Origin of the sequence: Sphaerotilus natans (genome assembly GCF_900156335.1) — a bacterium.
In the GTDB taxonomy this organism is placed as follows: Bacteria; Pseudomonadota; Gammaproteobacteria; order Burkholderiales; family Burkholderiaceae_C; genus Sphaerotilus; species Sphaerotilus natans.
In genome coordinates, this window is the sequence record NZ_FTMZ01000021.1 from 13,509 (window position 1) to 29,370 (window position 15,862).

The window sequence follows — 15,862 nt, forward strand, 5'->3', positions numbered from 1 at the left end:
CAATGACGACAACCATGACGACACGCACTTCGAAGGAGCCGCCATGTCCCTGATCCGGCAGGTGTGGATCCTCATCATGGGCACGATCGTGCTGGCCAGTGCGGGCAGCGTGCTGATGTCGGTCTGGACGGCACGAGGCTCGCTCGAGACGCAGCTGTCGATGAAGAACAACGACAACGCGCAGACGCTGGCGCTGTCGCTGTCGCAGCAGCGTGGGGACGCGGCGCTGCTGGAGCTGGCGATCGCCTCGCAGTTCGATACCGGGCACTACCAGTCGATCCGGCTGGTCGGCGCCGATGGCCGGGTTCTGGTCGAGCGCACCGCGCAGGTGGCGGTGCGCGACGTGCCGGCCTGGTTCGTCGATCAGGTGCCGGTGCATCCGCGTGCCGGGGTGGCCCAGGTCTCGAACGGCTGGAACCAGATCGGCACGCTGGAGCTGCGCAGCCAGTCGGCCTTCGCGCATGCCGACCTGTGGTGGTCGAGCGTGCGCATGACGCTGTGGGCGCTGGGCGTGGGCGTGCTGGCGGCGCTGATCGGCCATCTGGCGGTGCGGCGCCTGCGCGGCCAGCTCGATGCGGTGGTGGATCAGGCCGAGGCGCTGACGCAGCGCCGCTTCGTCAGCATGGCCGAGCCGGCCACGCCGGAGCTGCGCCGGGTGGCGCAGGCGATGAACATGATGGTCGGGCGGGTCAACCAGTTCTTCCAGGAACAGTCGCGCCAGGTCGACCAGCTGCGCCGCCAGGCCAGCTGCGACGCGCTGACCGGGCTGGCGCACCGCGGCCATTTCATGGCGGTGCTGGAGTCGGAGCTGGGCCGCGAGGACGGTGCCGGCGAGACGCAGATCGTGCTGGTGCGGCTGCTGGCGCTGGCCGATGTCAACCGCCGGCTCGGCCATCTGCGCACCGACGAGCTGCTGCGCTCGATCGCGGCGGTCCTGGCCGAGGCGGTGCCCGGACAGCCGGCGCCGCTGGTGGCGGGCCGCCTCAACGGCAGCGACTTCGCGGTGCTGCATCCACGCGCGCTGCCGGCGCGCGAGCTGACCGAGGCGCTGATGCAGCGGCTGCGCACGGTGGTCGAGGGGCTGGACGATGTCGCGGTGGTGATGTCGGCCACCGGCTGCCACCGCGATCGCCCGGTGGCCGAGCTGCTGGCCACCGCCGACCGGGCGCTGGCGGTGGCCGAGGCCGCCGGGCCGTTCCGCTGCCACCTCGACGGCATCGACGAGGCGCCGGTGCAGGGCGGCGAGGATGCCTGGCGCCGGGCGCTGCTCGACACGCTGATGGCCGCGCGCATCCAGGTGCAGCCCTATCCGGTGCGCGACGCACGCGGTGTGCTGCTGCACCAGGAATGTCCGCTGCGCCTGCAGCTGGTCGAGGGCGGGCCGCTGGAGCCGGCCAGCCGCTGGCTGCCGATGGCGCTGCGCACCGGGCTGGGCAGCGATGTCGACATGGCCGCGGTCGCGCTGGTGCTGACCGCGATCGGTGCGGATCACCAGCCACGCGGCGTCAACCTGTCGCCCCAGTCGCTGGCCGATCCGCATTTCCTGCCACGGCTGCGTGCGCGGGTGGCTGCGGCCGGCGAGGCGGCCCGGCTGCTGTGGCTCGAGGTGGACGAGATGGCGCTGCAGCGCCACCCGGAGTCGCTCGACGAGCTGTGCCGGCTGCTGCGGCCGCTGGGCGTGCGGGTCGGCCTGGAGCATGCCGGCGACCGGCTGGCCGCGATCGGCCGGCTGCTCGAGGCGGGTCTGGACTATGTGAAGCTGGCCTCGACCTGGACCGCCGGCCTGGCGGGCGACGAGACGCGCCGGCTCTGGCTGCGCAGCTCGGTCGGCATGCTGCACGGAGTGGGGCTGCAGGTCTTCGTCGAGGGGGTGCGCGATCCGGCCGATCTGCCCGCGCTGTGGGCGGCCGGGGTCGATGGCGTGACCGGGCCGGCGATCCGCTGAGCCGACGCGCGATCCGGCGCGCGATGCCATGAAAGAAGGGGCTGCCATCGCAGCCCCTTCGTTCTGGTGCCGATCAGGTCCCGGAGGCTGGATCCACCACCAGCTTGCCCTGGGTCAGCATCGCGCTGATGATCTGCGCGTCGGTCGCGCCGCTGGTCAGGCCCAGCGCCGAGGGCAGGTCGACGTTCTGCAGCACGATGGTCTGGTCCTCGGCGGCGGCGCTGTAGGTGCCGCCGGTGAAGGCGCCGGTGGTGCTGACATGGATCGTGGTGTTCGTGCCGCTGACCTCGAAGTCCAGATAGTTCGCCAGATTGCCGGCGGTGTTGCCGGCACCGAAGCCCTCGCCGACCAGCAGGTCGCGCAGGTCCAGGATGTCGGCGCCGATCTCGAAGTCGGTGATGGTGTCGACCGCCGGTGCGCCCTTGCTGCCCTGGTCGTTGAGCGACCACGCGAACACGTCGTTGCCCGCGCCGCCGGTCAGCCAGTCGCTGCCGGTGCCGCCCACCAGGGTGTCGTTGCCGCCCAGGCCGCTGAGGGTGTCGTTGCCGCCCAGGCCGCTGATGTAGTCGGCGGTGGTGGCGTCGCCGGTCAGGGTATCGGCATTGATCGTGCCGACGATGGACGGATCGTTGACCCGCACCGTCACGGTGGCCGAGGCGGTGTCGCCGTCCTTGTCCGACACCACGTAGCGCATCTCCTCGGTGGCCACCTTGGCCGCGACGCTGGCCGGCACCCGGTATTCGTAGGTGCCGTCGTCCATGTCGATGATGAACTTGCCGCCCTGCGCGGTGGTGACCGTCAGCAGCTTGTTGGTGGCATCGAATGTGGCCGCGCTGGTGCCGCCGCTGACGACGATGGTGCGGGCGCTGGCGCTGGCCAGCGCGTAGCTCACGCCATCGATGGTCACCGACTGCACGAAGCCGCCATCGGCGCCGATCTGGCCGCCGCTGCGGATCTCGCCGCCGGTCACCAGATCGCCGGTCGGGATCGGTACGGTGCTCTGCAGCACGCCGCTGAGCTGGTTGAGGTCGCTGACGATGATCGAGCTGGCCGCGGTGCCGCCGGTGGTGGTCCAGGCGATCGGATCAAGACGCGAGGCGCTCACATCCGAGGTCATGCCGATCGCGTAGGCGTTCATCTGCTGCGCGGCCAGGAAGCTGGCCCAGGCGGCTTCCTCGGTGGCATCCACGCCGATCGAGCCGCTCGGTGCGGTCGGGTTGCCGTCGGAGAAGAAGTAGGCGACGTTCTGGCCGGTCGTCAGCCGGCCGGAGGTCGAGAAGGCGGCCTGCGCGGCTGCCAGCGCGGCGTCGTAGTTGGTGTTGCCGCCGGTGGTCAGGTTCTCCAGCAGCACCTTGGCCGCGCTGACGCTCATCCAGGTGCTGCTGGGCGTGGTGGCCGTGTCAGAGAAGGTGACCAGCTGCACCGCGACATTGCCGAACTCGGCATAGCTGTCGAGCAGCTTCTTGATCGCCGCGATCGCGGCATCCAGCCGGGTCGTGCCGGCCAGCGCGCCGGTGGTCAGCGTCGACAGCATCGAGCCGGAGGTGTCGAGCGTGATCAGCAGATTGGTGTCCTGCAGCGTGACGCTGGTGGACTGGTCGGCGATCGTGGCCGGCGCATCGTCCTCGATGGTGAGGGTGGCCACGCCGCTGGCGCTGTAGCTGCCCTGGGTGGCGGTGAAGCCGAGGTTGAAGGACAGCGTGTCCTCGCCGCTGCCGGCATGGCGCACCGGGCCCGACAGCGTGACGGTGTAGGCCCCGGTGTCGTTCAGCACCGCGGTCAGGATGGTGCTGCCGTCGGCCGAGCCGGTCAGGGTGCGGCCGTCGGTGCTGACCGTCCAGGTCAGCGCGGTGCCGGTGGCCGAGGACTGCAGCGAGGCCGCCTGGGTGGCGTTCCAGGCCAGCACCAGGCCGGCGCCGGTCAGCGTGCTCGACAGTGCCAGGTTGCCGGTGAACGTCGTGACATTGGTGGTGTCGGCGCCGGCCGTCGCGCCGGTGCTGTCGGCCAGGCCGCCGCTCAGGCCTTCTTCGGACAGCGTGCCGCTGAAGACCAGATCGCTGACGCTCTTGTTCGTGCCGTCGTCGTAGATCGTGCCGGTGCCGGTGACCGGCAGCGTGCCTGCGCTGGTGTCGGTCGAGGTGGCGGCCCGCAGCGTCAGCGTTTCCGGGCCTTCGAAGACGGTGTCGTCGGTGGTGGGCACGCGCACCAGGAAGCTGCTCACGCCGGCGGGCACCGAGATGCTCACGCTCGTGCCGCTGATGATGCCGGTCAGCGTGGTGAAGGTGGTGCCGCCGTCGAAGGACACCAGCAGTTGCTGCGCGGTGTCGGTGGCGATGCTGCCGCTGCCGTCGGTCAGCGTCAGCGTGACGCTCGTGGTGGTGGTCGAGGCGTTGCTGAGCGCGACGGTGAAGTCGAGCGGCGAGCCTTCGGCCGCGACGGCATTGCTGATGGCCAGCACGCGCGGGCGGTCGTCATCGGGCGCCGGCGGCGGATCGGTCGGGGTGGGGTCGACGATGGTGCCGGTGCCGTCGTCCTTGATGGTGGCGGTGCCGGAGCCGTCGAGGATGACGGAATTGGTGGGGGCGGACAGCTCGACGGAGAAGGACTCGGGCCCTTCGTAGACCGCGTCGTCCAGGATGGTGACGGTGATGGTCTTGCTGGTCTCGCCGGGGGCGAAGGTCAGGGTGCCGTTCTGGGCGACATAGTCGGCGCCGGCCAGGGCGGTGCCGTTGGCGGTGGCGTAGGCGACGGTGACCGGCAGGTCGCTGACGTTGCTGAGGGTGACGGTGAAGGTGACGGTGTTGGTGCCGTCGCCCTCGTTGACTTCGGCCGGATCGTTGATGGAGATGCGCGGGCGGTCGTCATCGGGCGCCGGCGGTGGATCGGTCGGTGTGGGGTCGACGATGGTGCCGGTGCCGTCGTCCTTGATGGTGGCGGTGCCGGAGCCGTCGAGGATGACGGAGTTGGTGGGGACGGAGAGGTTGACCAGGAAGGACTCGGGCCCCTCGTAGACCGCGTCGTCCAGGATGGTGACGGTGATGGTCTTGGAGGTCTCGCCGGGGGCGAAGGTCAGGGTGCCGTTCTGGGCGACATAGTCGGCGCCAGCCAGGGCGGTGCCATCGACAGTGGTGTAGGCGACAGTGACCGGCAGATTGCTGGTGTTGCTGAGGGTGACGGTGAAGGTGACGGTGTTGGTGCCGTCGCCCTCGTTGACCTCGGCCGGATCGTTGATGGAGATCTTCGGGCGGTCGTCGTCCGGGGCCGGGGTGCTGCCGTCGGGGTTGGGGTTCACCGTGCCGGTGCCGTCGTCGACGATGGTGCCGGTGCCGCTGGGGTCGGTGATGCGGGCGTTGAGCGGCTGGCTGGCGTCGGCCGAGGCGGAGAGCTCGACGGTGAAGGCCTCAGCGCCTTCGTAGACGGCGGGGCTGTCGTTGACGATCGGGACGCGGATGGTCTTGGAGGTCTCGCCAGGCGCGAAGGTGAGCACGCCGGAGGTGGCGGTGTAGTCGGAGCCAGCCAGCGCGGTGCCGTCCCGGGTGGCGAAGGCGACGTTGACGGGCAGCGCGGTCGCGCCAGTCAGAGTGACGGTGAACTCGGCGTAGTTGCCGGCCTCGTTGACGACCACGTCGTTGATGGCGATCGTCGGGCGGTCGTCGGTCTCGCCCTGGGTGCCGTCGTCGCTGATGGTGGTGGTGACGCGTGCGGTGCCCAGCGCGGCGTTGCTCGGGCTGTCGAGCACCACCGAGAAGGTTTCCTTGCCCTCGAAGACGGCGTCGTCGATGACCGTGAGGGTCACGGTCTTGGTGGTCTCGCCGGGCGCGAAGGTCACGAACTGCTGGTCGACCGGAATCTGCGTGTAGTCGCTGCCGACGGTGGCGGTGCCGTCCTGGGCGGCGACCCGCACGGTGACCGTCTGGCTGCTCGGATTCGACAGCGTGATGGTGTAGGTGACGGTGCCGGCGTTCTCGCCGACCTCGGCCGGGCCGCTGATCGAGACGGTCGGCGTGCCGTCGTTGTCGGTGATGGTGCCGGTGCCGGTGGTCGGCGCGGTATCGGCCGGGGCGCGCACGTCGAGCTGCATCGTCTCAGGCAGCTCGCTGATGCTGTCGTCGATCGTCGGCACCCGGACGATGAAGCTGCTGCTGCCGGCCGGCACGGTCACGGTGGTGCCGGTGATCGGGCTGAAGGTGAGGCCGCCGTCGAAGGAGACCAGCGGCGCGCCGGTGTCGGTGCCCAGCGTGGCGGTGCCGGAGCTGGGCACGACCGAGATCACCTGCGGCGTGGCCGAGGCATTGCTCAGCACCACCTGGAAGTCGAGGTTGCCGCCCTCGGCGATGGTCGGGCTGGAGACGCTGCGCACATGCGGCGTGTCGTCGGTCGGGGTCACGCCCGGGGGCACGCTGCCGCTGCCGTCATCGACGATGGTCACCGTGGTGACCGGCTTGCTCACGCTGGTGTTGACCGGATTGCTCAGCTCGAGCGTGAAGGTCTCCGCGCCCTCGAAGACGGTGTCGTCGATGACCGGGACGGTGATGGTCCTGGAGGTCTCGCCGGGCGCGAAGGTCAGCGTGCCGGTGATGGGACTGTAGTCCTGGCCGGCCAGCGCGGTGCCGGGCACGGTGCGGTAGTCGACGCTGATCGTCTGCTCGGACGGACCCGACAGCGTGATGGTGAAGGTGACGGTGCCGGCGCCCTCGTTGACCGTCTGGTCGGGCAGGGGCTGGATGACCGGCGCGGCCTCGTCGTCGACGATGGTCGCGGTGCCGCTGGCCGGCACCGGGCTGACATCGCCCGCCACCGCGGTGGCCGTCAGCACGAAGGTCTCGTCGCCTTCGCGCAGCGCATCGTTGACCACCGGCGTGCGCACCAGGAAGCTGACCACGCCGGCCGGCAGCGTCACGCTGGCGCCATCGACCCAGGTCTGGCCGCCGTCGAGCGAGACCTGAAGATTGTTCGTGCCGGTGCTGCCGTAGTCGACACCGCCGCCCTGGGCGCTGCCGTTGCTCAGGGCCAGACTGATCGAGGTGGCGGTATCGGTGCTGCGGCTGAGGTTTACGGTGAAGACGGCATGCCCGGCATCCTCGCGCACCGAGGGTGCGCTGACCGACAGCGTCGGCAGCCCGATCGTGATGTCGCCAACCGCCCCGAAAGGCACGTAAGGATTGCTGCCGTCGAAGCCGTATTCATATTCGGCGGGCGAGACCACCTCGGCGATGCGCGCGATGCGCAGGCTGTCGCTGAGCGAGCCGTCCTCGCCGCCGCCCACACCGGCGGCGGGCGCTTCCATCATCTCGCGCGCAGGCAGTCGCGCGTAGCGGCTGCCGTCGACCTCGAGCTGCACGATGCCGTTCTGCGAGGTCAGGATCACATGGCCCTTGCGCACCATGTCGCCGATCTTGAGCTCGCGCACCTCGCCGTCGGGCATGCGCACGATGGCCTCGCCCCAGATGCCGACCACCTTGCCCTCGGGCAGGCGCGCCGGCACGTAGTTCTGCTGCAGCGTCAGCTTCTGCAGGCTCTGCAGCAGGCTGGCCTGGGCGCTGAGCAGCGCGGACTTCGTGGACGCAGCGGCGGCGGGGACGGGGCTCGTTGCCATGAGGGACCTCTCTGTTCGTCTTGGCGATCTCGCCAGAATAGTTCATTTCCGGTGGGCGCTAATGCGTGAAAAGCGCCTTCATCCGTGATCGGCTTCACCGGAACAGGGTTCGTGAACAGGATAACGATTTGCGCGATCGCCGGGCAGGGGGCGCCGTGGTCTGCAGGGGAATCTTGTGTTGCAGGCAGAAAAAAGCCCCTCGGTCGAGGGGCTTCGGACGATGGCACGCAGGCCGGGCAGGCGTGTGGCGACGTTCAGCGCTCGCGCAGCGCGTAGGCCTTGGCCTTGAGCACCGGCTTGAGCAGGTAGGACAGCACCGTCTTCTTGCCCGTCAGGATGTCGACCTCGGCGGTCATGCCGGGAATGATGGGCTTGTCGTCGCCGAAGTTGGGCTGGCCGGTGCGTACCCGCACCACATAGAAGGCGTTGCCCTTCTCGTCGACCTGGGTGTCGGGGCTGATGTTCTCGACCTTGGCCTCCAGGCCGCCGTAGATCGAGAAGTCGTAGGCGGTGAACTTGACGGTGGCCGGCTGGTTGGGGGTGATGAAGGCGATGTCCTTGGGCAGCACCTTGGCCTCGAGCACCAGCGCGTCGTCCAGCGGCACGATCTCGACGATGTCCTTGCCCGGCTGCACCACGCCGCCGATGGTGTTGGCCAGCAGGCGCTGCACCCGCCCGCGCACCGGCGACTTGACCTGCGCCTTGTCGACCTTGTCGGCCAGCGCGACCGCGCCCTGGTTGAGCGCGTTGAGCTTGCCCAGCACGTCGGAGAGCTCGCGCCGGGCCTCGTTGCGGAAGGTCAGCTCGGTCTCACGGGCCTTGCGCTGGGCCTCGCCGATGGCGGCCTGAGCGCGGCCGATCTGTGCTGCGGCCTGCTCGGCATCGCCCCGGAAGCGACTGATGTCGCGCTCCAGCCGCAGCACCTCGACCTCGGAGACCGCGCCGGAGGCCAGCAGCGGCCGGGTGCGCTTGAGCTCCTGGGTGGAGATGTCGATCGAGCGCTGCGCCGACGAGCGCCGCGCCTGAGCCTCCGAGACCTCCTGCTGGCGCTGCGCCGCCTGCTGCTGCACCACCGAGAGCATCGACTCCAGCTCGTAGACCTTGGACTGGTAGAGGTTGCGCTCCTCATCGACGATGCGGTTCTCGTCGGGCGTGCCGCTGCCGGCGGGCGGGCGGAAGGCGATGCCCTCGGCCAGCGCCTTCAGCCGCGCCTGCTTGACCTGCAGCGCGAAGGCCTGCGCGGCGCTCTCGTTGACCCCGGAGGTCGCGCGGGTCTCGTCAATCTTCAGCAGCAGCTGGCCGGCCTCGACCTGCTGGCCCTCCCGGACCAGGATCTCGGAGACCACGCCGCCGTCGAGCGACTGCACCACCTGCAGCTGGCGCGACGGGATGACCCGGCCGTCGCCCTTGGTGACCTCGTCGATCTCGGCGAAGGCGGCCCAGACGATCAGGCCGCAGACCACCACCACCGCCGAGCGCACGATGCGCTGGGCCCGCGCGGTGCGCTGGCGCGACATCAGCTCGTCGGCCTCGCGCTCGAAGTCGGCCAGGCCGTCGGGCTGGCGGCCTTCGTCGGCCACCGTGCGGCCGAGCAGGCGGCGCGTCAGCGGGTCCAGGGCCACGCGGGTCTTCTCGAGCACGCCGATCAGGCCGCTGCCGCTCTTCATCAGTTTCTCGTTCATCTGCTGTGTCCGCCCGCGCTCAGGCGGCCCTCGCGATGCGGCCCGACTGCAGGGCCTCCAGGATGCGGTCGCGCGGACCGTCGGCGACGATGCGGCCCTGGTCGACGACGACCACGCGATCGACCAGCGCCAGCATCGAGGTGCGGTGGGTCACCAGGACCACGGTGCGCCCCTGCGCGAACTCGGTCACCCGCTTCGTCACCTGTGCCTCGGTCGAGAAGTCCATCGCGCTGGTGGGCTCGTCGAGCAGCAGCAGCGGCGCGTTGTGCAGCACCGCGCGCGCCAGGCCCACGCTCTGGCGCTGGCCGCCCGAGAGCAGCTCGCCGCGCTCGCCCACCGGCATGTCGAAGCCCTTGGGGTGGCGGTTGACGAAATCGAGCAGGCAGGCGGTCTCGGCCGCGGCCAGCACCGCGTTCTCGTCGGCGTAGGGCAGGCCCATCGTGATGTTCTCGCGCAGCGAGCCGTAGAACAGCGTCACGTCCTGCGAGACATAGCCCAGGTTGCGGCGCACGTCGGCCGGGTCGAGCTGGCGCAGGTCGATGCCGTCGAGCAGCACCGCGCCGCTGGTGGGCTGGTACAGGCCCAGCATCAGCTTCTGGATCGTGGTCTTGCCCGAGCCGACCCGCCCGATCAGCGCCACCCGCTCGCCGCGCGCGATCTTCAGGCTGATGCCGTCGAGCACCGGATCGTCGCGGCCGGGATAGGCGAAGCGCACGTCGCGCAGCTCGATGTCGCCGCGGATCTCGCGCCGGTGCAGGAAGGCCGCGCCCGGCTCGCGCTCGACCGGCTGGGCCATGATGCGGTCGAGCGACTCCAGCGCGGTGCGCGCGCCCTGGTACTGCATCAGGAGGCCGACGATCTGGCCGGCCGGCGCCAGCGCGCGGCTGGCCAGCGTGGTGCAGGCGATCAGCGCGCCCATCGTCAGCTCGCGCTGCGAGATCAGGTGCACGCCGATCAGGATCACGCTGAGCGAGACGATCTGGCTCAGCCACTGCGTGCCGTAGCTGGCGTGGCTGGAGAGTGCGCGCATGCGCACGTTGGTGCGCGCCAGGAAGAGATTGACCCGCTCCCAGCGCGCCTGGATCACGCCCTCGGCGGCCTGGGTCTTGATCGTCTCGATGCCGGTCAGCGCCTCCACCAGCGTGGCGTTGCGCTGCGCGCTGGCCTGGTAGGTCGACTCCGACAGCTCGTGCAGCCGGTGCTGCAGGATGAAGCCGATCACCAGGATCAGCACGAAGGCCGCCACCACCGGCAGCACCATCCACGGCGAGATCCAGGCCATGACCGCCAGGAAGATCAGCGCGAAGGGCAGGTCGATCATCGCGGTGACGGTCGAGGAGGCGATGAAGTCGCGCACCGTCTCGAAGCCGCGCAGGTTGGCCGCGAAGGAGCCGACCGACTGCGGCCGGTGCTCCAGCCGCATGCCCAGCACCCGCTCCATCAGCGAGGACGAGAGCTGAACGTCGATGCGCGCGCTGGCCTCGTCGACGAAGTGGCTGCGCAGCGAGCGCATGTAGAGATCGGCCAGCAGCACCAGCAGCAGGCCCAGCGCCAGCACCCACAGCGTCTCGACCGCATGGTTGGGCACCACCCGGTCGTAGACGTTCATCGTGAAGATGGGGAAGGCCAGCGCGAACAGGTTGATCAGCAGCGCCGCCCACAGCACGTCGCGGTAGACGCCGCGCTGGCTGGCGATCGCGCTCCAGAACCAGTGGCCGGAGCGGGTGCGGCGCACCTCGGGCGTGCGCTCGTCGAAGCGGAAGTGCGGGCGCACGAACAGCACCACGCCGCCATGGCGCCGCGCCAGGTCCTTGCGCGGCATCACCACCGCGCCCTGGCCGGTCTCGGGCAGCAGCACCCGGGCGTCACCCTCCTCGGTCCAGCCCAGCAGCACGCAGGCGCTGCTGCCGCGCAGGATCAGGATCGCCGGCAGCGTGGCGGTGTCGATGCGGTCGGCGCGCAGGCGCTGCAGCTTGGTCGACAGGCCGGCGCGCTGCGCGGCCCGCTCGGCCAGAGCCAGCGTCAGCCGGCCGTTCTCCAGCGGCAGCCCGGCCGACAGGGCCGCGCGCGAGCTGGCCACGCCGTGCAGCCGGCAGACCTCGAGCAGGCAGTCGAGCAGCGGGTCGGGGTGGATCAGGTCCTCGCGCAGGCGCTCGGTGGCGGGATCACGGGGCACGGACGGCGGCACAGGGGCCGCCGCCGCAGGCGCGCCAGGCGCGCCGGGTCGGTTCGGATTCATGGGCAAGGGTCAGTCCGGGCTCAGGCGATATCGGCGCAGTGCAGGCCGTATTGACCGCGCGCCTGGTCGGCGAAGAAGCGCTCCAGCGTCAGGCGCACCGTGCGGAAGGCGAGTTCGTCCCAGGGGATCTCGTCGTGGCGGAACAGCCGGGCCTCGATCGTTTCCGGGCCGGGGTCGAAGCGGGTGTCGAGCAGCCGGGCGCGGTAGAAGAAATGCACCTGGCCGACCCGCACCACGTTCAGCAGCGAGAACAGCTCCAGCAGCTCGATGCGGGCGCCGGCCTCCTCGTGCGTCTCGCGCAGCGCGCCCTCGGCGGCCGTCTCGCCCAGCTCCATGAAGCCGGCGGGCAGCGTCCAGAAGCCATGCCGGGGCTCGATGTTGCGTCGGCACAGCAGCACGCTGTCCTGCCAGAACGGCACGGTGCCGACGACATTGAGTGGGTTCTCGTAGTGGATGGTCGCGCAGGCGGGGCAGGTGGCGCGTTCGCGGTTGTCGTCCGCAGGAATGCGGTAGTCGACCGGGGAGCCGCATTCGCGGCAGTGCTTGATACGGCGCGGCAGGAGCATCCGGCCAGTGTAGTGCGCCGTGCATGGCATGATCTGAAACAATGAACACGAACAACGAGGAGTCGTTCATGCCGCGGCGTGCCGCGCCGCTTCGCTGACCGAGGAGACCTGCAAGCCATGGACCTGTACAGCTACTTCCGTTCCTCCGCATCCTTTCGCGTGCGCATCGCGCTGGCGCTCAAGGGCCTGCCCCACGACTATCACGGCGTGCATCTGGTGCGCAACGAGCAGCTCGACGCCCCCTATGCCGAGATCTCGCCGCAGCGCCTGGTGCCGCTGCTGAAGGACGGCGACGCGACGCTGTCGCAGTCGCTGGCCATCATCGAGTACCTCGACGAGGTCCATCCCGAGCCGGCGCTGCTGCCGCGCGATCCGCTCGGCCGCGCGCGGGTGCGCTCGCTGGCGCTGGACATCGCCTGCGAGATCCATCCGCTCAACAACCTGCGCGTGCTGCGCTACCTGGTCAAGGAGCTCGGCGCCAGCGAGGACGCCAAGAACGCCTGGTATCGCCACTGGGTCGAGAGCGGGCTGGAGGTGGTCGAGCGTCGTCTGGCGGCCGACGCCGCCACCGGCACCTTCTGCCATGGCGACACGCCGACGCTGGCCGACTGCGTGCTGGTGCCGCAGATCTTCAACGCGCAGCGCTTTCACTGCCGCCTCGATCATGTGCCGACGGTGATGCGCGTCTTCGAGGCCTGCATGGCGCGGCCGGCCTTCCAGGCCGCCCAGCCCTCGTCCTGCCCCGATGCCGAGGCCTGAGCCGGTGCTGCCTCGCGATGCGGCCTGGCCGGCCGACTGGCTGCGGCCGGTCTTCTCCAGCGCGCGGGTCGGCGCGGTGATGACCACCCGCGCCGGCGGCGTGAGCCAGGCGCCCTGGGACAGCCTGAACCTGCGCGACGAGGTGGGCGACGACCCGGCTGCGGTGCGCGAGAACCGCGCGCGGCTGCATGCGGCCATCGGCCGATCGAGCGTGCTGCTGGCGCAGGTCCACGGCGCGGACGTCTGCACGCTGGAGGATCTGCCCCCTGGGGCCGAGCAGGCGCAGCCGGCCGAGCGCGTGCGCGCCGACGGCTGCGTGACCGCCACGTCGGCGCGCGCCTGCGAGATCCAGGTCGCCGACTGCCTGCCGGTGCTGTTCGCCGACCGGCAGGGGCGGGCGGTCGGCGCGGCCCATGCCGGCTGGCGCGGGCTGGCGGCGGGCGTGCTGGAGGCCACGCTGGCGCGGGTGTGCGCGCTGGCGGGCGCCGCGCCGGACGAGATCGAGTGCTGGCTCGGCCCCTGCATCGGCCCGACGCATTTCGAGGTCGGCCCGGAAGTGGTGGCGGCCTTTCTCGGCACGGGAGCGGGCGAGCGCAGTGCCTTCCACCAGCCTTCGCCGGGCGGCCAGGGCCGCTCGATGCTGGATCTGGCCGCGCTGGGGCGGGCGCGTCTGCATCGCGCCGGGGTGGTGGCGCTGAGTGGCAACGACAGCAGCCTGTCGTGGTGCACGCGCAACGATCCGACGCGTTATTTCTCCTATCGCCACCGTGCCTGCACCGGGCGCATGGCCGCGCTGGTCTGGATCGATCCGACGATCGCGCCCCAATCTGGGTGCTGATCCGATCATTCGTGTGGAATTGCCGTCTGGATGTTGCTGCAATCCGACTAAAAAAAGGTACGCCGCCGTGTCTTACGATTCTTTGCGCAGTGAATCGTTAGAACTTGTTTCGGGTTTTCCCGCGGTGCCGCGGGTTTCCATTTGATCTGCATCAAGCTCTTGGGCCTGTGCACGTTCGGCCTGTTCCTGCAGGTGGCGTGCCCGGCGCCGCATCGGTGTGCCCATCAGATACATGACGATCGACAGCGGCAGCGCGCCATAGAGCAGGAAGGTGAAGATCGCACCGAGTATGGTGCCCTGCGGGTGCATCGCCTCGGCGGCGGCCATCATCAAGCTGACATAAAGCCACGCGATCGCAATCAGGTACATGGGGGTTTCCTGTGGTCCCGGAGAAAGGGTTCTGTATGAAATGGCCGTGCATAATGCCTCTGAACGCAGATACCGTGCCTTCGGAGGAGATGAATGAACCCTTTCGACCCGTCGACGTTCAACCTGCCTGACCTGTCCGCCTTCGGCCGGACCGGCGAGAAGCTGCAGGGCATGGGCCAGAGTGTCGGCGAGAACCTGCTCACGCTCTCGCGCATGCAGATCCCGCCGCAGGAGCTGGCGCGCATCCAGGGTGAATACCTGAAGGAAGCCGCCGAGCTCTGGAATGCCGGGCTGCAGTCCGGCGGCAAGGTCAGCCTGCCCAAGGACCGCCGCTTTTCCACCGCCGAGTGGACCGACAATCCGGCCTCCGGTTTTGCGGCCGCCAGCTATCTGCTCAACGCCCGCACGCTGATGCAATTGGCCGAGGCGGTGCAGGGGGACGAGAAAACCCGTACCCGCATCCGCTTCGCGGTCCAGCAATGGATCGACGCCAGCGCCCCGTCCAATTATCTGGCGCTCAATCCCGAGGCGCAGAAGAAGGCGCTGGAAACCCGCGGCGAGAGCATCGCCCAGGGCGTGCAGCAGCTGGTCAACGACATCCGCCAGGGCCATGTCTCGCAGACCGACGAGTCGGTCTTCGAGGTCGGCCGCAACGTCGCCACCAGCGAGGGTGCGGTCGTGTTCGAGAACGAGCTGTTCCAGCTCATCGAGTACAAGCCGCTGACCGCGCAGGTGCACGAGCGCCCGATGCTGTTCGTGCCGCCGTGCATCAACAAGTACTACATCCTCGACCTGCAGCCGGACAACTCCGTCATCCGCTACACCGTCGAGCAGGGCCACCGCCTCTTTGTCGTCAGCTGGCGCAACCCCGGCGACGACATGGCCGCGTTCACCTGGGACGACTACATCGAGAAGGCGGTCATCCAGGCCATCCGCGTGGTCCAGGAGATCGGCGGCAGCGACACGATCGACACGCTGGGCTTCTGCGTCGGCGGCACCATCCTGACGACCGCGCTGGCGGTGCTGGCCGCGCGCGGCGAGCAGCCGGCGGCCAGCGTCACGCTGCTGACCACGCTGCTGGACTTCAGCAACACCGGCATTCTCGACATCTTCGTCGACGAGACCTCGGTGCGGCTGCGCGAGATGACCATCGGCACGGACGCGCCGCAGGGCCCGGGCATGCTGCGCGGCAAGGAGCTGGCGGCCACCTTCAGCTTCCTGCGCCCGAATGATCTGGTCTGGAACTATGTGGTCGGCAACTACCTGAAGGGCGAGACGCCGCCGCCGTTCGACCTGCTGTACTGGAACTCCGACAGCACCAACCTGCCGGGCAACATGTACTGCTGGTACCTGCGCCACACCTACCTCGAGGACAAGCTCAAGGTGCCGGGCGCGCTGACCGTCTGCGGCGAGAAGGTCGACATCGGCAAGATCGAGGCGCCGGTCTATCTCTACGCCTCGCGCGAGGACCACATCGTGCCGTGGGACGCTGCCTACCAGAGCACGAAGCTGTTCAAGGGCCCGCGGCGCTTCGTGCTGGGTGCTTCCGGTCACATCGCCGGCGTGGTCAATCCGCCGGCCAAGAAGAAGCGCAACTTCTGGACGAACGACGAACTGCCGGCCTCGGCCGACGACTGGCTGACCGGCGCCACCTCGGTGCCGGGCAGCTGGTGGCCGGACTGGGCCGACTGGCTGGCGCAGCACGCCGGCAAGAAGAAGGCCGCGCCGAAGGCCTATGGCAACCGCCAGCACAAGGTCATCGAGCCGGCTCCGGGGCGCTACGTCAAGCAGAAGGTCTGACGACGCGGCGTGCCCGTCTTTCAACCGCGGTCCGCAAAGGACCCACTGGACACTGAATCAGGAGAAAA

At 69.7% G+C, this 15,862-nt stretch carries 9 protein-coding genes; 4 read left to right on the forward strand and 5 right to left on the reverse strand.

All coding sequences use genetic code 11. From position 1 onward, the window contains the following. The first annotated feature begins 43 nt into the window (after nucleotides 1-43). Nucleotides 44-1,945 carry a bifunctional diguanylate cyclase/phosphodiesterase gene (locus BW996_RS16415; RefSeq protein ID WP_037478387.1) on the forward strand — a complete coding sequence of 634 codons (1,902 nt, stop codon included), beginning with the start codon at nucleotides 44-46 and terminating at the stop codon, nucleotides 1,943-1,945. A 73-nt stretch (nucleotides 1,946-2,018) separates the two neighbouring features. Here the strand turns inward: BW996_RS16415 and BW996_RS16420 are convergent, their stop codons facing one another. The 4 genes from BW996_RS16420 to BW996_RS16435 all read right to left on the reverse strand — a co-directional run bounded on the left by BW996_RS16420 (nucleotide 2,019) and on the right by BW996_RS16435 (nucleotide 12,028). After that, nucleotides 2,019-7,541, reverse strand: coding sequence for a Calx-beta domain-containing protein (locus BW996_RS16420; protein ID WP_076459010.1), 5,523 nt, complete (start codon nucleotides 7,539-7,541; stop codon nucleotides 2,019-2,021). A 254-nt stretch (nucleotides 7,542-7,795) separates the two neighbouring features. Continuing rightward, nucleotides 7,796-9,223, reverse strand: a complete 1,428-nt coding sequence (locus tag BW996_RS16425; RefSeq protein WP_037478383.1) for an HlyD family type I secretion periplasmic adaptor subunit — start codon at nucleotides 9,221-9,223, stop codon at nucleotides 7,796-7,798. A 19-nt stretch (nucleotides 9,224-9,242) separates the two neighbouring features. Then, nucleotides 9,243-11,462 (reverse strand): type I secretion system permease/ATPase, encoded by a 2,220-nt coding sequence (locus BW996_RS16430; RefSeq protein ID WP_037478381.1) that lies wholly within the window; start codon nucleotides 11,460-11,462, stop codon nucleotides 9,243-9,245. A gap of 20 nt (nucleotides 11,463-11,482) precedes the next feature. Beyond that, nucleotides 11,483-12,028: an NUDIX hydrolase gene (locus BW996_RS16435; RefSeq protein WP_076459011.1), complete on the reverse strand. Its 546-nt coding sequence runs from the start codon at nucleotides 12,026-12,028 to the stop codon at nucleotides 11,483-11,485. A 117-nt stretch (nucleotides 12,029-12,145) separates the two neighbouring features. On the opposite strand from BW996_RS16435, the gene maiA reads away from it, so the two are divergent. Both maiA and pgeF read left to right on the forward strand, forming a co-directional pair. Then, on the forward strand, nucleotides 12,146-12,787 hold the full coding sequence (maiA, locus tag BW996_RS16440) for a maleylacetoacetate isomerase (protein ID WP_076459012.1): 642 nt from the start codon (nucleotides 12,146-12,148) through the stop codon (nucleotides 12,785-12,787). 4 nt (nucleotides 12,788-12,791) lie between these two features. Then, on the forward strand, nucleotides 12,792-13,625 hold the full coding sequence (gene pgeF / locus BW996_RS16445; RefSeq protein ID WP_245801923.1) for a peptidoglycan editing factor PgeF: 834 nt from the start codon (nucleotides 12,792-12,794) through the stop codon (nucleotides 13,623-13,625). A gap of 72 nt (nucleotides 13,626-13,697) precedes the next feature. On the opposite strand, the gene BW996_RS16450 is transcribed toward pgeF, so the two are convergent. Next, nucleotides 13,698-13,994: a hypothetical protein gene (locus tag BW996_RS16450; protein ID WP_051631404.1), complete on the reverse strand. Its 297-nt coding sequence runs from the start codon at nucleotides 13,992-13,994 to the stop codon at nucleotides 13,698-13,700. Nucleotides 13,995-14,165: 171 nt separating this feature from the next. Here BW996_RS16450 and phaC point away from each other — a divergent pair, with 171 nt between their 5' ends. Further along, nucleotides 14,166-15,794 (forward strand): class I poly(R)-hydroxyalkanoic acid synthase, encoded by a 1,629-nt coding sequence (gene phaC, locus BW996_RS16455; protein WP_051631406.1) that lies wholly within the window; start codon nucleotides 14,166-14,168, stop codon nucleotides 15,792-15,794. Nucleotides 15,795-15,862: the final 68 nt, after the last annotated feature.

Bases quoted from the DNA above. Each gene is read 5' to 3' on its own strand.
- BW996_RS16415 (WP_037478387.1), top strand. From the start codon at position 44: ATGTCCCTGATCCGGCAGGTGTGGATCCTCATCATGGGCACGATCGTG.
- BW996_RS16420 (WP_076459010.1), bottom strand. From the start codon at position 7,541: ATGGCAACGAGCCCCGTCCCCGCCGCCGCTGCGTCCACGAAGTCCGCG.
- BW996_RS16425 (WP_037478383.1), bottom strand. From the start codon at position 9,223: ATGAACGAGAAACTGATGAAGAGCGGCAGCGGCCTGATCGGCGTGCTC.
- BW996_RS16430 (WP_037478381.1), bottom strand. From the start codon at position 11,462: ATGAATCCGAACCGACCCGGCGCGCCTGGCGCGCCTGCGGCGGCGGCC.
- BW996_RS16435 (WP_076459011.1), bottom strand. From the start codon at position 12,028: ATGCTCCTGCCGCGCCGTATCAAGCACTGCCGCGAATGCGGCTCCCCG.
- maiA (WP_076459012.1), top strand. From the start codon at position 12,146: ATGGACCTGTACAGCTACTTCCGTTCCTCCGCATCCTTTCGCGTGCGC.
- BW996_RS16450 (WP_051631404.1), bottom strand. From the start codon at position 13,994: ATGTACCTGATTGCGATCGCGTGGCTTTATGTCAGCTTGATGATGGCC.
- phaC (WP_051631406.1), top strand. From the start codon at position 14,166: ATGGGCCAGAGTGTCGGCGAGAACCTGCTCACGCTCTCGCGCATGCAG.